Source organism: Pseudomonas putida (assembly GCF_026625125.1).
Taxonomy (GTDB): domain Bacteria; phylum Pseudomonadota; class Gammaproteobacteria; order Pseudomonadales; family Pseudomonadaceae; genus Aquipseudomonas; species Aquipseudomonas putida_X.
Genome location: NZ_CP113097.1, coordinates 2,576,234 through 2,594,735, shown reverse-complemented (window position 1 = coordinate 2,594,735; position 18,502 = coordinate 2,576,234). Strand labels below are relative to the sequence as shown.

Annotated in this window: 18 protein-coding genes; 10 read left to right on the top strand and 8 right to left on the bottom strand. The window is 63.9% G+C overall.

What is annotated here, in order from left to right:
• Positions 1 to 25: 25 nt before the first annotated feature.
• Positions 26 to 583, top strand: a complete 558-nt coding sequence (locus OSW16_RS11970; RefSeq protein WP_267823378.1) for a DUF2589 domain-containing protein — start codon at positions 26 to 28, stop codon at positions 581 to 583.
• A gap of 9 nt (positions 584 to 592) precedes the next feature.
• Here OSW16_RS11970 and OSW16_RS11965 read toward each other — a convergent pair whose 3' ends face one another.
• From OSW16_RS11965 to OSW16_RS11955, 3 genes are read right to left on the bottom strand one after another with little or no spacing between them, the layout of a single operon-like run.
• A complete protein-coding gene (locus OSW16_RS11965) occupies positions 593 to 4,267 on the bottom strand; it encodes a translocation/assembly module TamB domain-containing protein (protein WP_267823376.1) in 3,675 nt (1,224 codons plus the stop codon).
• Entirely contained in the window at positions 4,264 to 6,006 is a 1,743-nt protein-coding gene (locus OSW16_RS11960; RefSeq protein WP_241805927.1) for an autotransporter assembly complex protein TamA, read from the bottom strand. Before OSW16_RS11960 ends, OSW16_RS11965 begins: the two co-directional genes overlap by 4 nt.
• Before the next feature lie 51 nt (positions 6,007 to 6,057).
• Positions 6,058 to 6,708, bottom strand: a complete 651-nt coding sequence (locus OSW16_RS11955) for a GNAT family N-acetyltransferase (RefSeq protein WP_267823373.1) — start codon at positions 6,706 to 6,708, stop codon at positions 6,058 to 6,060.
• 163 nt (positions 6,709 to 6,871) lie between these two features.
• Here OSW16_RS11955 and xthA point away from each other — a divergent pair, with 163 nt between their 5' ends.
• Complete coding sequence (xthA, locus tag OSW16_RS11950; protein ID WP_241805796.1) at positions 6,872 to 7,684, top strand: exodeoxyribonuclease III; 813 nt, start codon at positions 6,872 to 6,874, stop codon at positions 7,682 to 7,684.
• A gap of 334 nt (positions 7,685 to 8,018) precedes the next feature.
• Here xthA and OSW16_RS11945 read toward each other — a convergent pair whose 3' ends face one another.
• Both OSW16_RS11945 and OSW16_RS11940 read right to left on the bottom strand, forming a co-directional pair.
• On the bottom strand, positions 8,019 to 8,768 hold the full coding sequence (locus tag OSW16_RS11945; protein ID WP_267823371.1) for an anti-sigma factor family protein: 750 nt from the start codon (positions 8,766 to 8,768) through the stop codon (positions 8,019 to 8,021).
• Complete coding sequence (locus OSW16_RS11940; protein WP_241805798.1) at positions 8,765 to 9,286, bottom strand: sigma-70 family RNA polymerase sigma factor; 522 nt, start codon at positions 9,284 to 9,286, stop codon at positions 8,765 to 8,767. Before OSW16_RS11940 ends, OSW16_RS11945 begins: the two co-directional genes overlap by 4 nt.
• Before the next feature lie 129 nt (positions 9,287 to 9,415).
• Here OSW16_RS11940 and OSW16_RS11935 point away from each other — a divergent pair, with 129 nt between their 5' ends.
• From OSW16_RS11935 to OSW16_RS11920, 4 genes are all read left to right on the top strand, one after another.
• Positions 9,416 to 10,462 (top strand): catalase family peroxidase, encoded by a 1,047-nt coding sequence (locus OSW16_RS11935; RefSeq protein ID WP_241805799.1) that lies wholly within the window; start codon positions 9,416 to 9,418, stop codon positions 10,460 to 10,462.
• On the top strand, positions 10,459 to 10,992 hold the full coding sequence (locus tag OSW16_RS11930) for a cytochrome b (RefSeq protein ID WP_267823368.1): 534 nt from the start codon (positions 10,459 to 10,461) through the stop codon (positions 10,990 to 10,992). Before OSW16_RS11935 ends, OSW16_RS11930 begins: the two co-directional genes overlap by 4 nt.
• 87 nt (positions 10,993 to 11,079) lie before the next feature.
• Entirely contained in the window at positions 11,080 to 12,282 is a 1,203-nt protein-coding gene (locus OSW16_RS11925; protein WP_267823366.1) for an MFS transporter, read from the top strand.
• A gap of 74 nt (positions 12,283 to 12,356) precedes the next feature.
• A complete protein-coding gene (locus OSW16_RS11920; protein ID WP_012314247.1) occupies positions 12,357 to 12,902 on the top strand; it encodes a cupin domain-containing protein in 546 nt (181 codons plus the stop codon).
• 57 nt (positions 12,903 to 12,959) lie between these two features.
• Here the strand turns inward: OSW16_RS11920 and OSW16_RS11915 are convergent, their stop codons facing one another.
• The gene (locus OSW16_RS11915) at positions 12,960 to 13,553 is read right to left on the bottom strand and encodes a 2-hydroxychromene-2-carboxylate isomerase (protein WP_267823362.1); all 594 of its coding nucleotides are present in this window, start codon (positions 13,551 to 13,553) and stop codon (positions 12,960 to 12,962) included.
• A gap of 27 nt (positions 13,554 to 13,580) precedes the next feature.
• Positions 13,581 to 14,312 carry an SDR family oxidoreductase gene (locus tag OSW16_RS11910; protein WP_267823360.1) on the bottom strand — a complete coding sequence of 244 codons (732 nt, stop codon included), beginning with the start codon at positions 14,310 to 14,312 and terminating at the stop codon, positions 13,581 to 13,583.
• 87 nt (positions 14,313 to 14,399) lie between these two features.
• On the opposite strand from OSW16_RS11910, the gene OSW16_RS11905 reads away from it, so the two are divergent.
• The gene (locus OSW16_RS11905; RefSeq protein ID WP_267823358.1) at positions 14,400 to 14,963 is read left to right on the top strand and encodes a TetR/AcrR family transcriptional regulator; all 564 of its coding nucleotides are present in this window, start codon (positions 14,400 to 14,402) and stop codon (positions 14,961 to 14,963) included.
• A complete protein-coding gene (locus OSW16_RS11900) occupies positions 14,950 to 15,534 on the top strand; it encodes a DUF4157 domain-containing protein (RefSeq protein ID WP_267823356.1) in 585 nt (194 codons plus the stop codon). The genes OSW16_RS11905 and OSW16_RS11900 overlap by 14 nt, the downstream gene beginning before the upstream one ends.
• Positions 15,535 to 15,587: 53 nt before the next feature.
• Here OSW16_RS11900 and OSW16_RS11895 read toward each other — a convergent pair whose 3' ends face one another.
• Positions 15,588 to 16,580: a bile acid:sodium symporter family protein gene (locus tag OSW16_RS11895; protein WP_372490440.1), complete on the bottom strand. Its 993-nt coding sequence runs from the start codon at positions 16,578 to 16,580 to the stop codon at positions 15,588 to 15,590.
• A 117-nt stretch (positions 16,581 to 16,697) separates the two neighbouring features.
• Between OSW16_RS11895 and ampC the strand changes: the two genes are divergently transcribed.
• Positions 16,698 to 17,837, top strand: a complete 1,140-nt coding sequence (ampC, locus tag OSW16_RS11890; RefSeq protein WP_267823352.1) for a class C beta-lactamase — start codon at positions 16,698 to 16,700, stop codon at positions 17,835 to 17,837.
• A 298-nt stretch (positions 17,838 to 18,135) separates the two neighbouring features.
• Positions 18,136 to 18,468 carry a hypothetical protein gene (locus OSW16_RS11885; protein ID WP_241805808.1) on the top strand — a complete coding sequence of 111 codons (333 nt, stop codon included), beginning with the start codon at positions 18,136 to 18,138 and terminating at the stop codon, positions 18,466 to 18,468.
• The last annotated feature ends 34 nt before the right edge of the window (positions 18,469 to 18,502 follow it).

Here is an 18,502-nt window from a genome sequence, read left to right as displayed (position 1 = left end):
TCCCGTGTACCAAGGAGACAAGTGAGTGGACAATCACCCTGCCCCCATGACCGCGATCGACCTGCGGGATATCACCCGTGGCCTGCAGGAGGCCGCAGCGGCCACCAATAGCCTGATTGCCCAGCAGTACATCAATCTGTTCGACCACTTCTTCGACATCGACCCCCAGGCGCTCGGGGCACCTATGAAGGCCAAGATGGTCGAGGTCGCCATGGACGACCAGCATGTGATACCCGTGCCGTTGTTCGCCCTGGTATCACCCAAGGGGCTGGCCTTGGAGCGCATGCAAGTCGACCTCTCGGTGCGCGTCAACGGCACGGAGGCGCTGCGTGCGATGCAGGCCAACGCTGAGGCCGGCGGCGCAGCGGCATTCAAGGTCACGATCGGCGCCCAGGGCCGCCAGGGCGAAACGCGAGACCCGGACGAGGTGCAGATCCGCATGCAGTTTCAGGCCAGCGACCCCCCCGAAGCGCTGAACCGCCTGATCGAGGAATACACCAAACTGATCAACCCCACCCGCAAGCCACCTGCTGCGCCCGGCCCTGATACCAACGAGTTCATCGAGGCCGCCACCGTGCGTTGATGGCGCCCTTCAGAAGTCGCGCTTATAGAAAATATCCAGCGAACTGGCCAGGCCGCTCGCCGCCTCAAGGTAAACCCTCTTGCTCAGTTTGTAGCGCAACGCAATGGTATTGGCCGGCTCGAACACCCCTACCCCATATCGCAGGCTCAGCTTCTCGGTCAGGTTGCCGCTGGCCACCACACTGGTGGTATTGCCCGAGCCCTCGGTGTCCAGCTGGAAGTCGTCAATCCCCAGGCTGGACGCGATGCTGCCGGTAACCCCTGCGCTGCCCGCCAGGCCCAGGCCCAGGGCCGCCTCGGCCAACATGTTGTTGTCCTCGCCCGACGTGCCCAGCGGGCGGCCCAGCACCAGATAGGACAGCGCCAGTTCCTGGCTCATCGCCGGTTCCGAGAACACTTGGGTAGTAGGCTGCTCGGCACTACCGCTCAGGCGGATACCGGCGATCACGTCATCGACTTGGCGGATGGCCTCGATGTCCAGGTAGGGCTGGTCGAGGGGCCCGGCGAACAGCAAGCGCGCTCGGCGGATGGTCAGGCGCTGACCATAGGCGCGGTAACGTCCGTCAGCCAGGCTCAACTCACCACGGGTGTCCATGTTATCGCCGATGTGTACATGGCCGAGCAAGTTGGCGGTAAGCCCAAACCCGCTGAACGACAGTTTGTCCTGCCCCACTTCGACATCTATGTCCATGGCCATCGCCATCGGCGTTTTGCCTTCCTCGGTCTGGTGGCCGACGATGACCGTGTCGTCGGATACCTTCACGGTCGATGGCGGCAGCTCGCGCACCGTGATCTTGCCCTTGGGCACCTGCACCTTGCCGGACACCGCCAGTTTGTCGTCGATCAGGCGCAGGTTCAAATCGGGCGCGACTTCAAGCGTTGCATAGGGTTCTACGGTCACCGGCAACTGCTGGCCCTGCAGGCGCAGGTTCATGCCCAGGGCCTGGCCCCAGGTCAGGTCGCCGCTCAGCCGGCCACGGCCCGCCTCGCCACTGCGCCAGCCCCCGTTCAGCTGAACCTGCTCGCCAGCGATCAAGGCTTGCAGCGACAGGTCCTGCAAACTGACGGGCAACTCAGCACCACTGACCTCGCCACCATTGAGCATCAGGTTGCCGTTGACTTTGGGCGCCAGCAAGGTGCCGGACAACTGGCCACTGCCATTCAATTGGCCTGCCAGCCGCTCGACCATCGGTACGAAAGGCCGGGCAACCGACAGGTCCAGACCGGCGAGGCGGAAGTCACCCGACAAGGGCTTGTCCTTGCCCAGCGGGTCGAGACGGGCGTTGAGGCGCAACTCGCCAAGGCGCTCGCCACGGAAATTCAGCTGCGTATCGATGCGCCGAGGCGCCAGGGTACTGTCCAGGCGCAGCGCTTGATAAGGGAAATCGATCCAGCGCCCATTGTCCCGCACCCTCAGCGTGCCGCCGCTGGCATCGACGCGCACGGTTCCCTTGGGGCCGCTGGCCGGGATGTCCAGATTGACGTCAGCGTTGAGCAGCCCCTGCCAGGCGAAATCCTTCGGCAACCATTGAGCCAGGCTGTCCAGCGGGAACTGTTTGAGGTGATAACGCAGGCGCGGCTCCGGTGCCAGGCGTTGATCCTCGCCACACAGGCTGGCCTGACCGGAGCGCCAGCAGTGGGCGCCGAAGTCCAGTTGGCCGCTGGCCAGGCGCTGCAGGCGAGCCGGCGCCTGCAATTGCCAGTCCTGGCCACCGGCCTGGACTCTGCCGCTGGCCAGCCGCCCACGCCAGTCGCCCTTGCTCAACTGGCCGTCGAGCCCCAGGTCAAGTTTCAGCGACGGGCCATCGAGCCCCAGGGTCAGGGCTTGCTGGCGGATATCGCCCTTGCCGTTGGCCTGCAAGGTGCCCAGCACCGTATCGCCCAGGCGGATGCCACTAGCCTTGAGGTCGACCAGCCCACGCTGGGCGTTGTCCAGGCGTGCACTGAGGTCAAGACGCTGGATCCGGTTCTGCTCCTGCGCCAACTGCTGGCCTTGCAGGGTCAGGGTACCTTGGGGAGCGCTGAGCGTGCCGCTGGCATCCAGCCGCCCTTTTACCTGGCCTTGCAGCCCGGGCCACAGCTGCCCGAGCCGGGGCAGGTCGAGGTCGACACGCCCGGCCAGGCGCTGTTGCAGGCTGCCACTGCCGTTGATGCGGTTGTCGCCCAACTGCACAGCCAGCGTACCGAGGGTCCAGCGCTGGCCGGCGCCTTCGGCCTGTACCTTGAGCATTGCCGGCTGGCCGCGCAGGCGTCCCTTCAGGTCAAGCTGGGCATCGAGGTTGAGCTGCTCACCCTTCATTTCACCTTTGCTGCGCAACGGGCCAGCCAAGGTGCCGGGCAGTTCGGCGAGCCAGTAGGCAGGGTCGAGTGCCGACAGCTGCAGGTCAACGTCCCAGGCCAAGGTATCGGCAAAGCGCACCGCGACACTGCCGGCAGCCTTGCCTTGCCCGGCAGTCAGGGCCAACTGCGGCAGGCGCACCTGGCCAAGGTCACCTTCGAAGGGGCTGGCCAGGGTAAAGGCCCCAGCCGGGCCGTCGAGGTCGCCATTGAAAGTACCCTGGTAACTGCCATCGCGGTATTGCACCTGCGCGGTCAAGCGCTTGAGCGTGACCTCTGGCGGCGTGTCCAATGGGTACAAACGCAGCCAAGGGAAATCCTGCCAGTCGAGCTGGGCATTGGCCGCCAGGCCTTGCTGCCAGTCGGCGCTGGCCTGCAGCTTCAGGTGCTGGGCGTCGCTTGCAGAAAGGTCCAACGCCTGGATGTTCGCCCCTTTGGCATCTACCTTGCCGTTGAGCAGCAAGGCGATCGGTGCCTTTTTGGCCGGCAGGCTGGCGCTACCAGACACCTGATACCCCTTGAGCAGATCGCCCTCGGCGTCGAGCTTGAGCTGGTTGAGCTGCAGCGTATCCGGTAGCGTCTGCGCGGGTTTGAAGGCATCGGAGCGCAGTTGCAACCTGGCTGGCAAGTGCTCGGCCAGTGCCTGCAACTCACCGGTCAGACGCGCGTTGAGATAGCCGCTGCTGGTCGCATCCAGTTCGAGGGTTTTCTGCAACTCGCCCTTGGCGGTAAGTGCAAGTTGCCAGGCCTGCCCTTGCACGGCTGGCAGTTGCACCTGCCCCTGCAGTTGCACCGGCCAGTCACCCTCGGGCTCCAGATCGCCCTGCACATTCACGTGCAGGTCGTCGCGCTGCAGTTGCAGGCTGTCGATCTTCAGCCCTGTCGCGGTCCAGTGCGCCGCCAGGTGCAGATCGCCGAGCAGGTCGCTGCCATCGAGGCGTACCTGGCCAACCTTGACATCCCCCAGCTCGATGGCCACCGGCAGCCGCAAAACCGGTAACTGCAGCGGCCCGCTATCGGCAGGTTGATCGCTCGGCGCGAATGCCATGTCGATCCGCTGGGCATGCAGTTGATCGATGCACAGCGTTGCCCGCAACAAACAGCCAGGTGTCCAGTTCAGCAGCGGAGCTTGCACGTCGACGCGGTTGCCCCCGTCAACCCAGGTCAACTGGCTCGCCTGCCAGCGGCCTGCAAGGTGCCCTTGAAAATCACTGACCTGCAAACCTGGCACGCGCCCGAGTGCCCAACGGCTGCCACCTTCGGTGGCCAGTAATGCCCCCAGCGCCAGAACAACCAGCAACACGCTGCCGAGCAGGCCCAGCAGAATGAATTTGAACACACGCATCACAGCTCTGGCCCCATGGAGAAATGCAGGCGGATACCACCGTCGTCATCGAGGGCCTTGGCCAGGTCGAGGCGCAATGGCCCGACCGGCGAAACCCAGCGCACGCCGAAACCGACCCCGGTCTTGAGGCTCGGCAGCTCCAGTGTGTTGAACGAATTACCCTGGTCGACGAACGTCGCCACACGCCACTTCTCGGTCAGCGAATACTGGTATTCGACGCTGCCAGCGACCAGATAACGGCCACCGATACGGTCGCCGTCGCTATTCTTAGGCGACAGCGTCTGATAGTCGTAGCCGCGCACGCTCTGATCGCCACCGGCGAAGAAGCGCAGCGAGGGCGGGATATTGTTCTTGTAACCGTTGGTGGCGCTGCCTCCAAACTGCAACCTGCCGAGCAAGCGGTGGTTGTGCCCGAGCGTGGTCAGGCCCTTGAGCAGTACGTTGCCATGCAACAGGTTGGTGTCGGACACCAGCCCTTCCTTGGCCACCTGGGTATCGAATTGCAGGCGGTAGCCGTTGTGCGGGTCAATGCGGTTGTCGCTGCGCAAGTAAGAGAAACTTACGCCCGGCATGAGCAGGTTGCTCAGGCCTGAATCGTCGCCAAGGCGATACTCTTCACGCTGGTACTTGAGCGAGATCACGCGCTGCCAGCCACTGGGCAGCTTGCTGTGCCATTCGGGCCCCACGGTCAGCAGCTTGCTGAGCGTGTCTGTGCCGGCGATCTCTTCATTCTGATAGCCGCCAGCGAAACGCAACTTGTCGGTCAGGGGTGGGTCAAGGGGTACGTCGTACCACAGCCCCACGTTTTGCCGGGGGGCAGAAAGCTCTGTCTCCCAACCGTAGCTATGGCCTTGGGCGTTGACCCAGTGGCGCGTCCAATTGGCTTTGCCGCGCGGCCCGACATCCGTCGAGAAGCCCAGACCAAGGCCCATGGTCCGCGGTTTGCGGGTATCGAGGCGTACGTCCACAGGAATTTGCTCGGCCACTGCTGCAGTGGGCGCGGCATCGACCCTTACACCTTCGAAATAACCGCTGGACTGCAGGTCATTGTTCAGTTCCGCGATCAACTCGGAGTCGTAGGGCGTGCCCGGTTTGAACGACACCATCCGCTGCAGCAGGTCTTCGTCCAGCGGGGTATCACCACTGAACCTGACCGCCCCCAAGCGATAGCGTGGGCCGCTCTGATACACCAGTTCGATATCGGCCACCCCGGCCTGCGGGTCGACGGCCAGGCGCTGGCGGGTGAAATGCCCGCTGAAGAAGCCGTAGCGTGAGGCCTGGTTCTGGATCAGCCGCTTGGCATCCTCGTAAAGCCCATGGTTGAGTTGCTCACCAGCGCGCAGGGCTTTGCTGTCAGGTACGCGAAACGCCTTCATCTCGCTGGCAGGCCCCTCGATGCGCACGGTCACGTTGCGCAGGCGCACAGGCTCGCCCGGTTCGATATGAAGGATCAGCTTCGCAGGTTCGTCGGCCCTGGCAGAAGGCCTGACCTCGCTATCGATCTGCGCCTGGTAGTAACCCAGCGCTTGCGCCGCTTTTCGCGCCTGCTCCTGAGCCCCGCGACTGAAGCGCAACAGCGCCTCTTCATCGCGGTCCCCAAGGGTACCTACATAGCCTTCGACATTGGCTTTGAGCGCCTTGTTGGCAGGCTTTACCTGCACCAGCAATTCGCTCTGCCCCCATGCTGTGAAACTGGCAACCCAGAAAACCAGGCCCCAAGTCAGTCTTCCTGAATACGTCATGCGGCGCATGCTACCAGAGCCAGGCGCTCAAGGGAGCCGCCTGGCGAGCTTTCAAGCAGTCGGGGAAACTGAAGATACCGGACAGGGATGAAAAAACACCCGTTCACGGATTGGCCCTACAGCCACCTCGCCAATCTCCTGATACCCCTGGCGCTCATAGAACGGGAGGTAATGCTCGTTACCCGAATCCAGCACCACGCCTTGAGTGTTGGGGTCTTCTGCACACCAGTCGTGCACGGCTTGTAACAATTGTTCGCCGTAGTGCTGACCGCGAAACGCTGGATGCACCCCCAGAAGCGGCAACATGTGAACCTGCGGTGTTGGCAGGCAGCCGACCAGCGCCGCCTGGTACTCCATGTAACGTCGCGTGCAGCGTTGCCCGGTGCCCAGCAGCATGCGCAGGCGCCAGGCCCAGCTGTCGGCCACGCCCAGGCGGCGCTGCGGCGGTACGATCAGTGCCAATGCGATCAGGCGGTCATCCAGCAACAGGCCAATGGCTGGCAACTGCAGATAGAAATGCTGGCGAACCCACTCGCGCACCATCACGCGCAACCGTCGTTCGTAGCCAGGGCGCTGGGCCTCGAAGATGTAGGCGAAGGTGGGGTCGTTCAGATAAGCGTTGTACAGCAGTGAGCGGGCCTCACGGCTGTAGCCGTCATCGAGTGTGCAGACGCGAGCCTGGGCGGCGGTGGCTTCGGGCATTGCGGGCAGACCTCCTGGAGTGGGCATACAGTGCCTTGGAGGAGCCCGGCGGCGCATCGTTCCCCCCGTGAGTGCACGTTAGCAGCGCCTCGGCGAAGCCGCCACGCTGGTGATCAGGGGCGATGTCGGCTAGCATCCGGCCTTTTACCGGGATTGTCTTTCCATGAAGATCGTCTGTTTCAACATCAACGGCCTGCGGGCCCGCCCGCACCAGCTGGCGGCCCTGATCGAAAAGCACCAGCCGGACGTGATCGGCCTGCAGGAAACCAAGGTCAGCGACGATCAGTTTCCCTTGGCCGACGTTCAGGCCTTGGGCTATCACGTGCACTACCACGGGCAAAAAGGCCACTACGGCGTCGCCCTGCTTTCGCGCCAGGCGCCGCTGAGCCTGTTCAAAGGCTTCGCCACGGACGAAGAAGACGCGCAGCGCCGTTTCATCTGGGGTACGTTCGCTGATGCCAATGGCACACCGATCACCATCATGAATGGTTACTTCCCGCAGGGCGAAAGCCGCGACCACCCCACCAAATTCCCGGCCAAGCAGCGTTTCTACAGCGACCTGCAGGCGTTGCTGGAGGGGCAGTTCAAGCACGACCAGCCCGTGCTGGTGATGGGCGACATGAACATCTCGCCCCAGGACTGCGACATCGGTATCGGCCCTGACAACGCCAAGCGCTGGTTGAAAACAGGCAAGTGCAGCTTCCTCCCCGAGGAGCGCGAGTGGATGGAGCGCCTCAAGGGCTGGGGGCTGGTGGACAGTTTCCGCCACCTGCATCCCGAGGTAACGGACCGCTTCAGTTGGTTCGACTACCGTAGCCGCGGCTTCGAGGACGAACCCAAGCGTGGCCTGCGCATCGACCTGATCATGGCTTCGCAGCACCTGGTGCCGCGGATCAAGGCAGCGGGTGTGGACTATGAGCTGCGCGCGATGGAAAAACCCTCCGACCATGCGCCGATCTGGCTGGAGTTGAGCTGACCGGCTTGGCGCGATGCGGGCACTGTGGTGAATGGCACCGGCTTCGCCGGTGATCGCCGGCAAGCCGGCTCCCACAAGGATCGCGCCAGCTTTTCGATTCCTCTCACAGGGGGGGACTGTCGTACCCAATTGCTAAAAGTTGACGCGATTCTTTTTGTGGGAGCCGGCTTGCCGGCGATGAGGCCCGCCCTGCCAGCGACCGACTAACCGGCAAGACCAACGAGTTTCCGGGCCAACCGCTCTCACAGAAGTTGCGTCAACTTCCAGAAATTGGGTAAGGCTGTTACTCCAGCGCACACGTTGCTCAATGGCCCGTGACCGGGCTTACCCAACCCTAAAGGCCCGAACGCAAGGCCTCCCCCACCCCGGCCCCGCGCACATCATCCGCCGCGCTTACCAAGGCAAAGTTGTAGGCCCCATGCGACCAGTACCTCGCTTCCAGTTGGCCATCGACACGCTGCCCTTGCGGCATGCGTTCGAAACGCTCGCCAGGTGAGCGCAGGAACAGGCTGATGCGCTGCCCTTGGCGGTCCTGGAACACCAGCAACGCCGCAGGCCCTTGCTCATTGCTCAACAATCGTGCCCCAACAGGCTGGAACCCGTAACCGGTCAAGTCAGGCAATTGCCCCACCCTGCTGAAATGCCTGCCCAGCCAGTCGCGCAACTGCGTGGGGTCACTGGCCTGGATATCCAGCGCCTCACTGCCGGCGAACAAACGATGCGCCTGGACCGCATCGGCCATGGGCAACGCGCTCCCTGCCAACGTGACCTGCCGCGCCTGCCAACCACCCACCCCGCCCACGCCCAGGGCCAGCAGCAGCACTGCAGCCGACGCCAGGCGCCGCTGGCGCCGTTGACGCACACGCCGTTGCAACTGGCCGAGATCCAACTGCGCCCCGGGTTGATCACCGAAACCGGCCAGGGCCGTGCGCAAGCGCCGAGCGTCGTTGAGCCAGCCCTCTATACGTGCAGCTTGCTGAGGGTTGGCCGCCAGCCAGGCCTGCACCTCGGCACGCCGCGTCGGCTCGAGTCGATCATCAACGTAGGCATGCAACTCGTCTTCGCTGGGTATCAGGCGCGTCATTTCAGTCTCCGCAGAGCCGGGGGCTGGGGGTTGCCCTCGGTCAGTTCACGCAGGGCGGCACGGGCACGTGACAGGCGCGACATCACCGTGCCGATGGGGATGCCGAGTGTCTGGGCCGCCTCTTTGTAGCTCAGCCCTTCGACACTCACCAACAGCAGCAAGGCACGCTGCTCGGTCGATAGCCGGGCGAAGGCTTGCAGGTCGGCCTGGGCCAGAACGATGCTTTCGATGTTGCCGCCGAGTGCTTCGCTTTCCTGTTCCGCCCGGCCGAACCACGATAACCAGCGGTTGTGCAGGCGCTCACGGCGTTTACCGTCAAGAAACAGCCGGTAAAGAATGGTGAACAACCAGGCACGCAGCGCATCGGCATCACGTTGCTGGGTGCTGCGGCTAAGGGCTCGCTCCACCGTGGCCTGCACCAGGTCGTCGGCGCTGCCCGGTTCGCGGCTCAGCCACAAGGCAAAGCGGCGCAGGCGCTGCAGCAACTCGCGCCACTGCTGTTCGTCCAGGTCGTGCATGGCAAGGTACCGGCTCGGGGGTGGTCAGTGTATGGGGCAGACGCTCCGCCACAAAATATATTCCCACCCATGGAATAAATATTTCCCAGCCCCGTCGTACCGGCATCTTCACAGAACCGGATGAACACCATGAACTCACCCTTGCACGGCCCGGACAAGGCCCTGCGCCTGGCCGGCATTGGCGCCGTGATGCTGGCCCTGGGCGCAGGCTTTGCCTACGCCGCAGGCTGGATCGGCGGGCCAGAGCTGACCCCGCAACGCATCATCGACACCTTCGAAGCCCAGGCCGGCCACTATCCCGGCTATCGCAAGAACCACGCCAAGGGCCTGTGCGTGAGCGGCTATTTCCAGCCCAGCGGCCAGGCCGCCGCGCTGTCGACAGCACGCGCGTTCACCCAGGATCGCGTACCGGTCATCGGCCGTTTCGCCATCGGTGGCGCCAACCCCTTCGCCCCCGATACCGGCGTCCCGGTGCGCAGCCTGGCCATTGAGCTGAGCACCGACGACGGTCAAGTCTGGCGCACTGGGATGAACAATCCGCCCGTGCTGGCGATCAGCACGCCACAAGGGTTTTACGACCAGGTGCTGGCCAACGCGCCCGACCCTGCTACCGGCAAGCCGGACCCGGCAAAGCAGCAGGCCTTCTTTGCCGCCCACCCGGAAAGCGCCGCCTTCCGCCAATGGGCCGCAAGCTACAAACCCAGCGACAGTTTTGCCAACACCCAGTACCACAGCATCAATGCCTTCCGCCTGATCGATGCCAGTGGCGCTGCGCACCCAGTGCGTTGGCAGCTGGAGCCGCAAACGCCTTTTGCGGCCTTGCCCGGCAAGGTCGACGACAAGCAGTTCCTGCAGCATGACCTGCAGCAACGCCTGAACCAAGGCCCGTTGCGTTGGACCCTGCGCCTGGTATTGGCCAACCCCGGCGATGCGCAGGACGACCCGGCCCAGCCCTGGCCCGCCGAGCGGCGCAGCGTCGATGCCGGCACCCTGGTCATCGAACAGGTGGATGCGCCGGAGCAAGGCGCCTGCCGTGACGTGAATTTCGACCCGTTGATCCTGCCCAGCGGCATCCAGCCCTCCAATGACCCGATCCTCGCTGCCCGTTCGGCGGCCTACTCGGAATCCTTCAACCGCCGCAGCCGCGAAGCCCTCGGCGCAGGAGCCCGCCCATGAAACCTGAAGCCTTCCACCCCCTGGCCCGCCTGGTGCATTGGCTGATGGCGGTTCTGATCATCGCCATGCTGTTCATTGGCGTGAGCATGGTGGGCGACCTCTCGTTGCGCCACCCGGTGCTGGTAGAGCTGCACAAGGCCACGGGCCTGGCCCTGCTGCTTCTGGTAATCGTGCGTATCGGCCTGCGCCTGAGCCTGCCCCACCCGCCTCTGCCACAGGAGCTGCCCGCGCTGCAGCGACTCGCTGCGGGCGCATCGCACCTGTTGCTCTACGCGTTGATGCTGGCAATGCCGCTATTGGGTTGGGCCATGCTCTCGGCAGGCGGGTATCCTCGCCCACTGCAACTGCCCGCGATCGCCCCCCACGACCTGCAACTGTACGCAATACTGCGCCAGGCGCATGGCTGGGCCGGCTACCTGCTGTTCGCTACGGTGCTGGTGCACCTGGGCGCCGCGCTGATGCATGCGCTGGTGCGCCGGGACGGGGTATTGCGTAGCATGTGGCCAGGGCCGCTGCGCCGCAGTGACTGACGGCAGGTGGTGCATGGGCAGCCCCGACAACCGATGAATGTTCCCATCCATTTGCACGCCGTCTGCCCAACTGCCCTGGAATGCCCGATGAATGTCGCGAAGGACCCTGCCACCCTGACCACCGCCAGCACACTGGACACGCGCCCGTTGCTGCTGGCCAACATGGCCTGCACCATGGCGATGATGGCCTTCGTCGCCTTGATCGGGCCCATCGCCCGCCTGCTCGGCATGGCCACCTGGCAAGCCGGCGCAGCGGTGACTGTATCGGGTGTGGTCTGGGTGCTGCTGGCCCGCCCATGGGGGCGCGCAGCTGATCGACTGGGCCGCCGCCGCATCCTGTTGCTGGGCAGTGCTGGCTTCACGCTGGCGTACTGGCTGCTGTGCCTGTTCGTCGAAGGCGCCTTGCGCTGGCTGCCAGGGGCTACCTTGGCGTTCGTCGGCCTGATGCTCGCGCGCGGCTGTATCGGCGCCTTCTACGCGGCCATTCCGGTGGGCTGCAATGCGCTGATCGCCGACCATGTCGGGCCACAGCAGCGTGCCCGGGCCATGGCATCGCTGGGGGCAGCGAATGCTGTAGGCCTGGTATTGGGGCCGGCGCTGGCGGCCTTGCTGGCACGGCACAGCTTGAGCCTGCCCTTTCATGTGATGTCGCTGCTACCTGCCAGCGCGTTTCTGGTCCTGCTGTTCAAACTCAAGCCGCAACCCCTCGCACATCGCCATACGCCCAGTCCGGTGCATCTGAGCGACCCGCGCCTGCGCCGGCCGCTGCTGGTGGCCTTCAGCGCGATGCTCAGCGTGACGGTGTCGCAGATCATCGTCGGCTTCTTCGCCCTAGACCGCCTGCAACTGGGGCCGGCGGAGGCCGCCCAAGCCGCCGGCATCGCCCTGACCACCGTCGGGGTGGCACTGATCCTGTCACAGGTCATCCTGCGCCAGCTGGAATGGCCACCGCTGAAGATGATCCGCGTCGGCGCCAGCGTTTCGGCAATGGGCTTCGCCGCCGGCTCGCTGGCTACCACCGCGCCATGGCTGTGGGGGTGCTATTTTGTCGCCGCCGCCGGCATGGGCTTTGTTTTCCCGGCGTTCTCGGCACTCGCCGCCAATGCCATGAACGCCGCAGAACAGGGCGCCACTGCCGGCTCCATCGGTGCCGCTCAAGGCATGGGGGCGGTGATCGGCCCGCTGGCCGGGACACTGATCTACGCCCTCGACCCGCGCCTGCCCTTCCTGGTCGTGGCTGTGCTGTTGCTGCTGGTCGGGCTGTGGCCGATGCCGCGTGCGCGGGCCTGACAAGCACAGCGCGCGCGTGCAGAGTGTGTTTTAATGCGCCAATTATTTTTAACACCTCTGATTACAAGGCGGCTATGGACACGGGGACACGACTCAAACTGGTGCGTGAACGCAACAACCTTTCCCAACGCGAACTGGCCCGCCGCAGCGGGCTGACCAACTCGACCATCTCGCAGATCGAGCAAAACCGCGTCAGCCCGTCGGTCAGTTCCCTGAAGAAACTGCTCGAAGGCATCCCCATGACCTTGGCAGAGTTCTTCAGTTTCGACGAGCCGGTACGAGAAGAGCGCTTCGTGTTTCGCGCCAGCGAGCAGCCTGACCTGGGCCGCAATGGCCTGCGCATGCTGCTGGTCGGTGCCAGCGTCGAGGCACGGCAGATGCGCATGCTGCGTGAGTTGTATGCGCCAGGTGCCGATTCGGGTGAACCGATAGTGCATGCCGAAGGCGAGGAATGCGGGCTGGTCACACGAGGGACCGTGGAATTGTGGGTCGATGGCCAGGTCAGCGTTCTCAACTCTGGCGATGGTTACTACATCCCCACCACCCTGCCGCACAGCTTCAAGAACATTGGTCAGGACGAGGCGGAGATCATCAGCGCCAACACACCGGCCAACTTCTGACCCAAGGGCCAATGGTCCGGGCTGTTCGCGTGTGACGCCGCGAACAGCCCGCTGCGCTCAAGGCTTGAGTGTATCGGCCACGAAATCCAGACGATCCTGGCCAAAGTACATCTGCCCGTCGACAAAACAGGTCGGTGCGCCGAACACCCCTCGCTCCACAGCCTCCTCTGTCGTCTGTTTCAATGCCGCCTTCACCTCTGCGTCGCCAATCAGCACCTGAAATTCAGCGGCGCTAAACCCCGCATCTGCCAGCACCTGCTCCAATACGGCGGCATCCCCCAGGTTGCGCCGTTGAACCCATAACCCGTTGAACAGCGCCGCCAGCAAGGTTTCGAAGCGTTCCGGGGCGCGCAGCTGCGTGCCCACCAGGCCGCGCATCAAAGCCAAGGTGTTGATGGGGAAGCCAGGCGGGAGCCCGAACGGCACCCCATAGCGCGCGGCGAACCGCCCCGGGTCGGTGAACATGTATCGCCCCTTGGCGGGGATCATCGCTGGCGACGCGTTGCCTGTGGCCTGGAACACACCGCCCAGCAACATCGGCCGGTACTGCAACGTTGCGCCATGGCGGGCGCACAGTACCGGTAGCTGGGTCCAGGCCAGATAGCTGGCGGGGCTACCCAGATCGAAGAAAAACTCCACGGTCTTGCTCATGCAACGCACTCCTTTTGAGGGTAGGCCTTACCAGCGCTCCATCCACGGGCGCAGGTCGAGCTCGAAGGTCCAGGCGTCGCGTGGCTGCGCGTGCAGGAACCAGTAGTTGTCGGCGATGTGCGCCGGATCCAGAACACCGTCCTGATCCTTGAGGGCGTAAAGGTCGGGGAAACTGTCGCGGATGAACGCGGTGTCGATGCCGCCATCCACTACCACATGGGCAACGTGGATATTGCGCGGCCCTAACTCACGCGCCATGCTTTGCGCCAAGGCCCGCAGGCCATGCTTGGCACCGGCAAAGGCTGCAAACCCGGCTGCGCCACGGGTGCCAGCGGTGGCACCGGTGAACAGGATCGTGCCGCGCTCACGCACGACCATGCGCCTGGCCACCGCCTGGGCGGTCAGAAAGCCCGCGAAGCAGGCCATTTCCCAGATCTTGAAGTATTTGCGCGGTGTTTCGTCAAGGATGCTGCAGGGCACATTGGCGCCGATATTGAAAACAAAGGTTTCGATCGGGCCAATGTCGCGCTCGATGGTCTCGACAAGCTCAGCGACCTCGTCTTCCTTGCGTGCATCGGAGGCGAAACCCCGTGCCTGCCCGCCTGCAGCGCGGATCTCGTCCACCAGCGGTTGCAGCTTGTCGGCCTGGCGCCGAGTGACGCAGGCGAAATACCCCTCACGGGCAAACCGCTTGGCGATTTCGCCGCCAGTGGCATCCCCCGCACCGACCACCAGCACCACTTTTCGTTGTTCTGTCATGCGTGCCCCCATTGGTGAACGATCGTTTAGTAAACGAACGCTATGTTATGATCACCGCCATCGTCAAGCTGCGCGTGAGGGTTTCAAGTGCGCTACTCAACCGACCACAAGCAACAAACCCGTGACAAGCTGCTTGCCAGCAGCGGCGCGCTGGCCAAGCGTGGTGGTTTTGCCAGCACTGGCGTGGCCGGGCTGATGAAGGCCATCGGCCTGACCGGCGGTGCCTTCTACAACCACTTCCCGTCCAAGGACGACTTGTTTACCGAAGTGGTCCGCCAGGAGCTGTGCAACAGCCCGCTGGCACGCCTGGCCGACCAAGGCGCCAGCCGCGAGCGCTTGGCGCGCTGCCTGCAGCAGTACCTGAGCCTGGCACATCTGCACAATGCCGAGGGCGGCTGCCCGCTGCCGCCGCTGGGGGTGGAGATCGCCCGCGCTGAACGGCCGGTACGTGAAGAAGCCGAGCACTGGTTGGTGAGCCTGCACAGTGCATGGAGCCAGACGCTGGAGGATGAAGCCTTGGCCTGGGTATTGATCAGCCAATGTGTCGGGGCGCTGGTGGTCGGGCGGATGCTGGCTAGCGAGACGGTTCAAAGCCAAGTTCTAGAGGCCAGCCGAAGCCACGTCGAAAGGGCTCTGAATGAGAGCGGCTAGCCTGCTGTGCGCCCTGCTGCTGAGCACTGCGGCCTCTGCCGAACAGGTGTGCCCACCGGGGCAGTACCCAGTCTGCCTGATGGGCTGCTTCTGTGCGCCGATCGACCCCGGCCAGGTGCTCAAGGACGTCGAGGTCATGGCCGCCAGTAGCCTGGCCTTCGGCTTGCGCCAGGCGCGCGATGAAGCAACCGCCAGCGGCAGTGAACCGATCCCCTTGCACATACGGGCCCAGCTCGAAGGCTGGTATGACTTCGCCGTGCTCGATGCCGCGCGCTTTCGGGTGGGCGACGAGCAGCAGATCAGCGCTGCCAACGCCCTGCTGCAAAACCCGGATGTGAACGCGGTAACGCTGATCGACACGATCATCTTCCGCCATGCCCGCGATGCCGAGGACAACGTGGCCCTGTGGGCGCATGAACTCAAGCATGTGCAGCAGTATCAGGAACTGGGGGTAGAGGAATTCGCCCGGCGCTATACGCGCAACTACCAGGCGCTGGAAGAGCCCGCCTACAAGGTCGAGGCAGAGGTGAGCAAAGCCTTGCGTCAGCGCAGTTCGGGGCAGGCGCGTTAGTCGATACCGGCCTGGTCCGAGCCAGGCCCACCCAGGCCGGTATCGATGACTCATCACGAGGAAGCTGCAGCCGCCTCGCCTTCCTCCACTCGGCTTGCATACCGCTGCGCCAGCACCGCACACACCATCAACTGGATCTGATGGAACAGCATCAGCGGCAAGATCATGGCCCCGATGCCACTGCCCACGAACAGCACCTGCGCCATTGGCACGCCCGTAGCCAGGCTCTTCTTGGACCCTGCAAACAGAATGGTGATGCGGTCTTCAAGGCTGAACCCCAGCACCTTGCCCAGCAGCCGCGTGCCGAACAGCACCACCGCCAGCAGGATCCCGCACACGGCGAACAAGCCTGCAAGATGCTGTGGCGATACGGTGTGCCACAAGCCCGTCACCACCGCCTCACTGAACGCGGTGTAGACCACCAGCAGGATCGAACTCTGATCGACCAGTTTGAGCCAGCGCGCATTGCGCTTGACCCAGGCCCCGATCCAGCGGCGCGCGATCTGCCCGGCGACGAAGGGTACCAACAGTTGCAGGGTGATTTTCAGCACGGCGTCCAGCCCCGAACCGGTTTCCCCTCCGGCCCCCAGCAACAGCATCACCAGCAGCGGTGTCAGGAAGATCCCGATCAGGCTGGAGGCCGCTGCACTGCAAATGGCTGCCGGCACGTTGCCGCGGGCCAACGACGTGAAGGCGATCGCCGACTGCACGGTGGCCGGCAAAGCGCACAGGTACAGCACGCCCAGATACAACTCGTTGCCCACCAGTGGCACGAACAGTGGCTTGAACGCCAGGCCAAGCAATGGGAACAACACGAAGGTGCAGGAGAACACCAGCAAGTGCAGGCGCCAGTGCCCCGCCCCGGCGATAATCGCCTCGCGTGACAGTTTGGCACCGTGAAGGAAGAACAGCAGGCCGATGGCCAGGTTGGTCAACCAACCGAAATACACCGCGCCATCGCCAGAACAGGGCAGCACGGTGGCGATCAGCACCACCCCGAGCAGGGCCAGGGTGAAGTTGTCGAACAACATGCGCAAATGCTTCATAACAGTTTCCATCTTGTCGTTGTGCAAGGGCAGACGATAAGGTTTCGGGCTTTATTCCGCTAACGCCGGAACCCCCATCGGTGTCGCTGAACGGACACAGCCTGAAAGGATCTTCGTATGCACTTCGCTTCCCTGACTGCCGCCGCCGCGCTGGCCTTGATTGCCGCCCCTGCAAACGCAGCCGATCCGCTGCAGGCTCAGGTGGACGCCATCATCCACCCACTGATGCAGGAGCAGGACATCGCCGGCATGGCCGTAGGGCTGTACGTCGACGGCAAAGCGCACTACTTCAGCTACGGCGTGGCCAGCAAGGCCGACGACAGGGCTATCACCGCCGATACGCTGTTCGAGATCGGTTCCCTGAGCAAAACCTACACCGCCACCCTTGCCGCACTGGCCAGCGCCGAAGGCAAGCTCGATCTCGACGCCCCGGCCCAACGCTACCAGCCAGCGCTTGCCGGCACGGCGCTGGGCAAGGCCAGCGTGCTCGAACTGGGGGCTTACAGCGCCGCGTGCCTGCCCCTGCAGTTCCCTGACACTGTGCAGACTGATGCGCAAGCGCTGGAGTTCTTCCGAACCTGGAAGCCTCGTGCCGCACACGGCACCCAACGCTGCTATTCGAACCCAAGCCTTGGGCTGTTCGGTGACCTGGCGGCACGTGCGCAGCAGCAGCCATTCGCTGAACTGATGAGCAAAAGCCTGTTGCCGCAAATGGGCCTGAAGCATACCTACCTTCAGGTACCTGCCAGCGCGCAGGGCCTCTATGCCCAAGGGTATGACGCGCAAAACCGGGCGGTGCACGTCAACCCGGGCCCGTATGCCGATCAGGCCTATGCAATCAAGACCAGCGCCAGCGACCTGCTGCGCTACGTGCGGCTGCACATGCAGCCAGCCGAGCTATCGCCTGCGTTGAGAAACGCGGCCGCCATCACCCAGTCGGGCTATTTCCAGGTCGGCGCAATGACCCAAGGCCTGGGATGGGAACGCTACCCCTACCCCACAGCGCTCGATACGCTGGTCGATGGCAACAGCTCACGGATGGTTCGGGAGCCTCAGCCCACCCAGCGCCTTACCCCGACGCGCCCCGCCCTGGCCCAGGCCTGGTACAACAAGACCGGTTCCACAAGCGGTTTTGGTGCCTATGCCGCGTTCATTCCGGCCGAAGGCAAGGCCATCGTGCTTCTCGCAAACCGTAATTATCCCAACGAGGAACGTGTGCGTGCAGCCTACCGGATCCTCTCCCGTATTGGCCGCTGACAGGCGCCTCGAGCAGGATTGTCGGACAAGATGTAGTGACCAAAAATATTCACTACAAAACGGTTGACGCCATTCATCGCGCTTGGGCATGATGAAGCCGTCTCCCCGATCGGGAGCGGTGGCAAGGGTGTTCCAGATGGCCTGCGCGGTAACGCAGGCCATCCGTGGAGAGGGAACTGTCCAAAAGGCAGCGTGAGAAAGCCCCTGTTGCGATGCTGCTGTAGCAGCCTAGGTAGTGCGCTACATGCGGTAGCGCCAACTGTGAAAATCACCAACAAAAACGGGTAATGGGGGCTTTATGATGAACTTGAACAACAATCCCACAATTGACCAACTGGCCCAGCTGTTCGCCATGCGCAAGGACAGCCTCGACGACCACTTGCTGTGGGTCAGCCAAACCGGCGAAGTGCGCCTCGACCGCCTGCCGCCGAATACCGTAGAAGATGAATTCGAAGAGCACCTGCCCAGCATGCGTGCCCGCTTCAAGGTCTACCGCCGTGGCCAGGGCTACGTCGGCAAGAAGGCCGCCGCCGACACCGAGTTCGTTGGCCGCGTGCTGCAGACCCTGCAACAAGAATGGCCCGCCGCCCGTGAGCGGCAGGCAGTCAAGGTGATCGAGCCGCTCAACTGACCCTTCATTGAGTTGCCGCACCACTTCCTGAGCC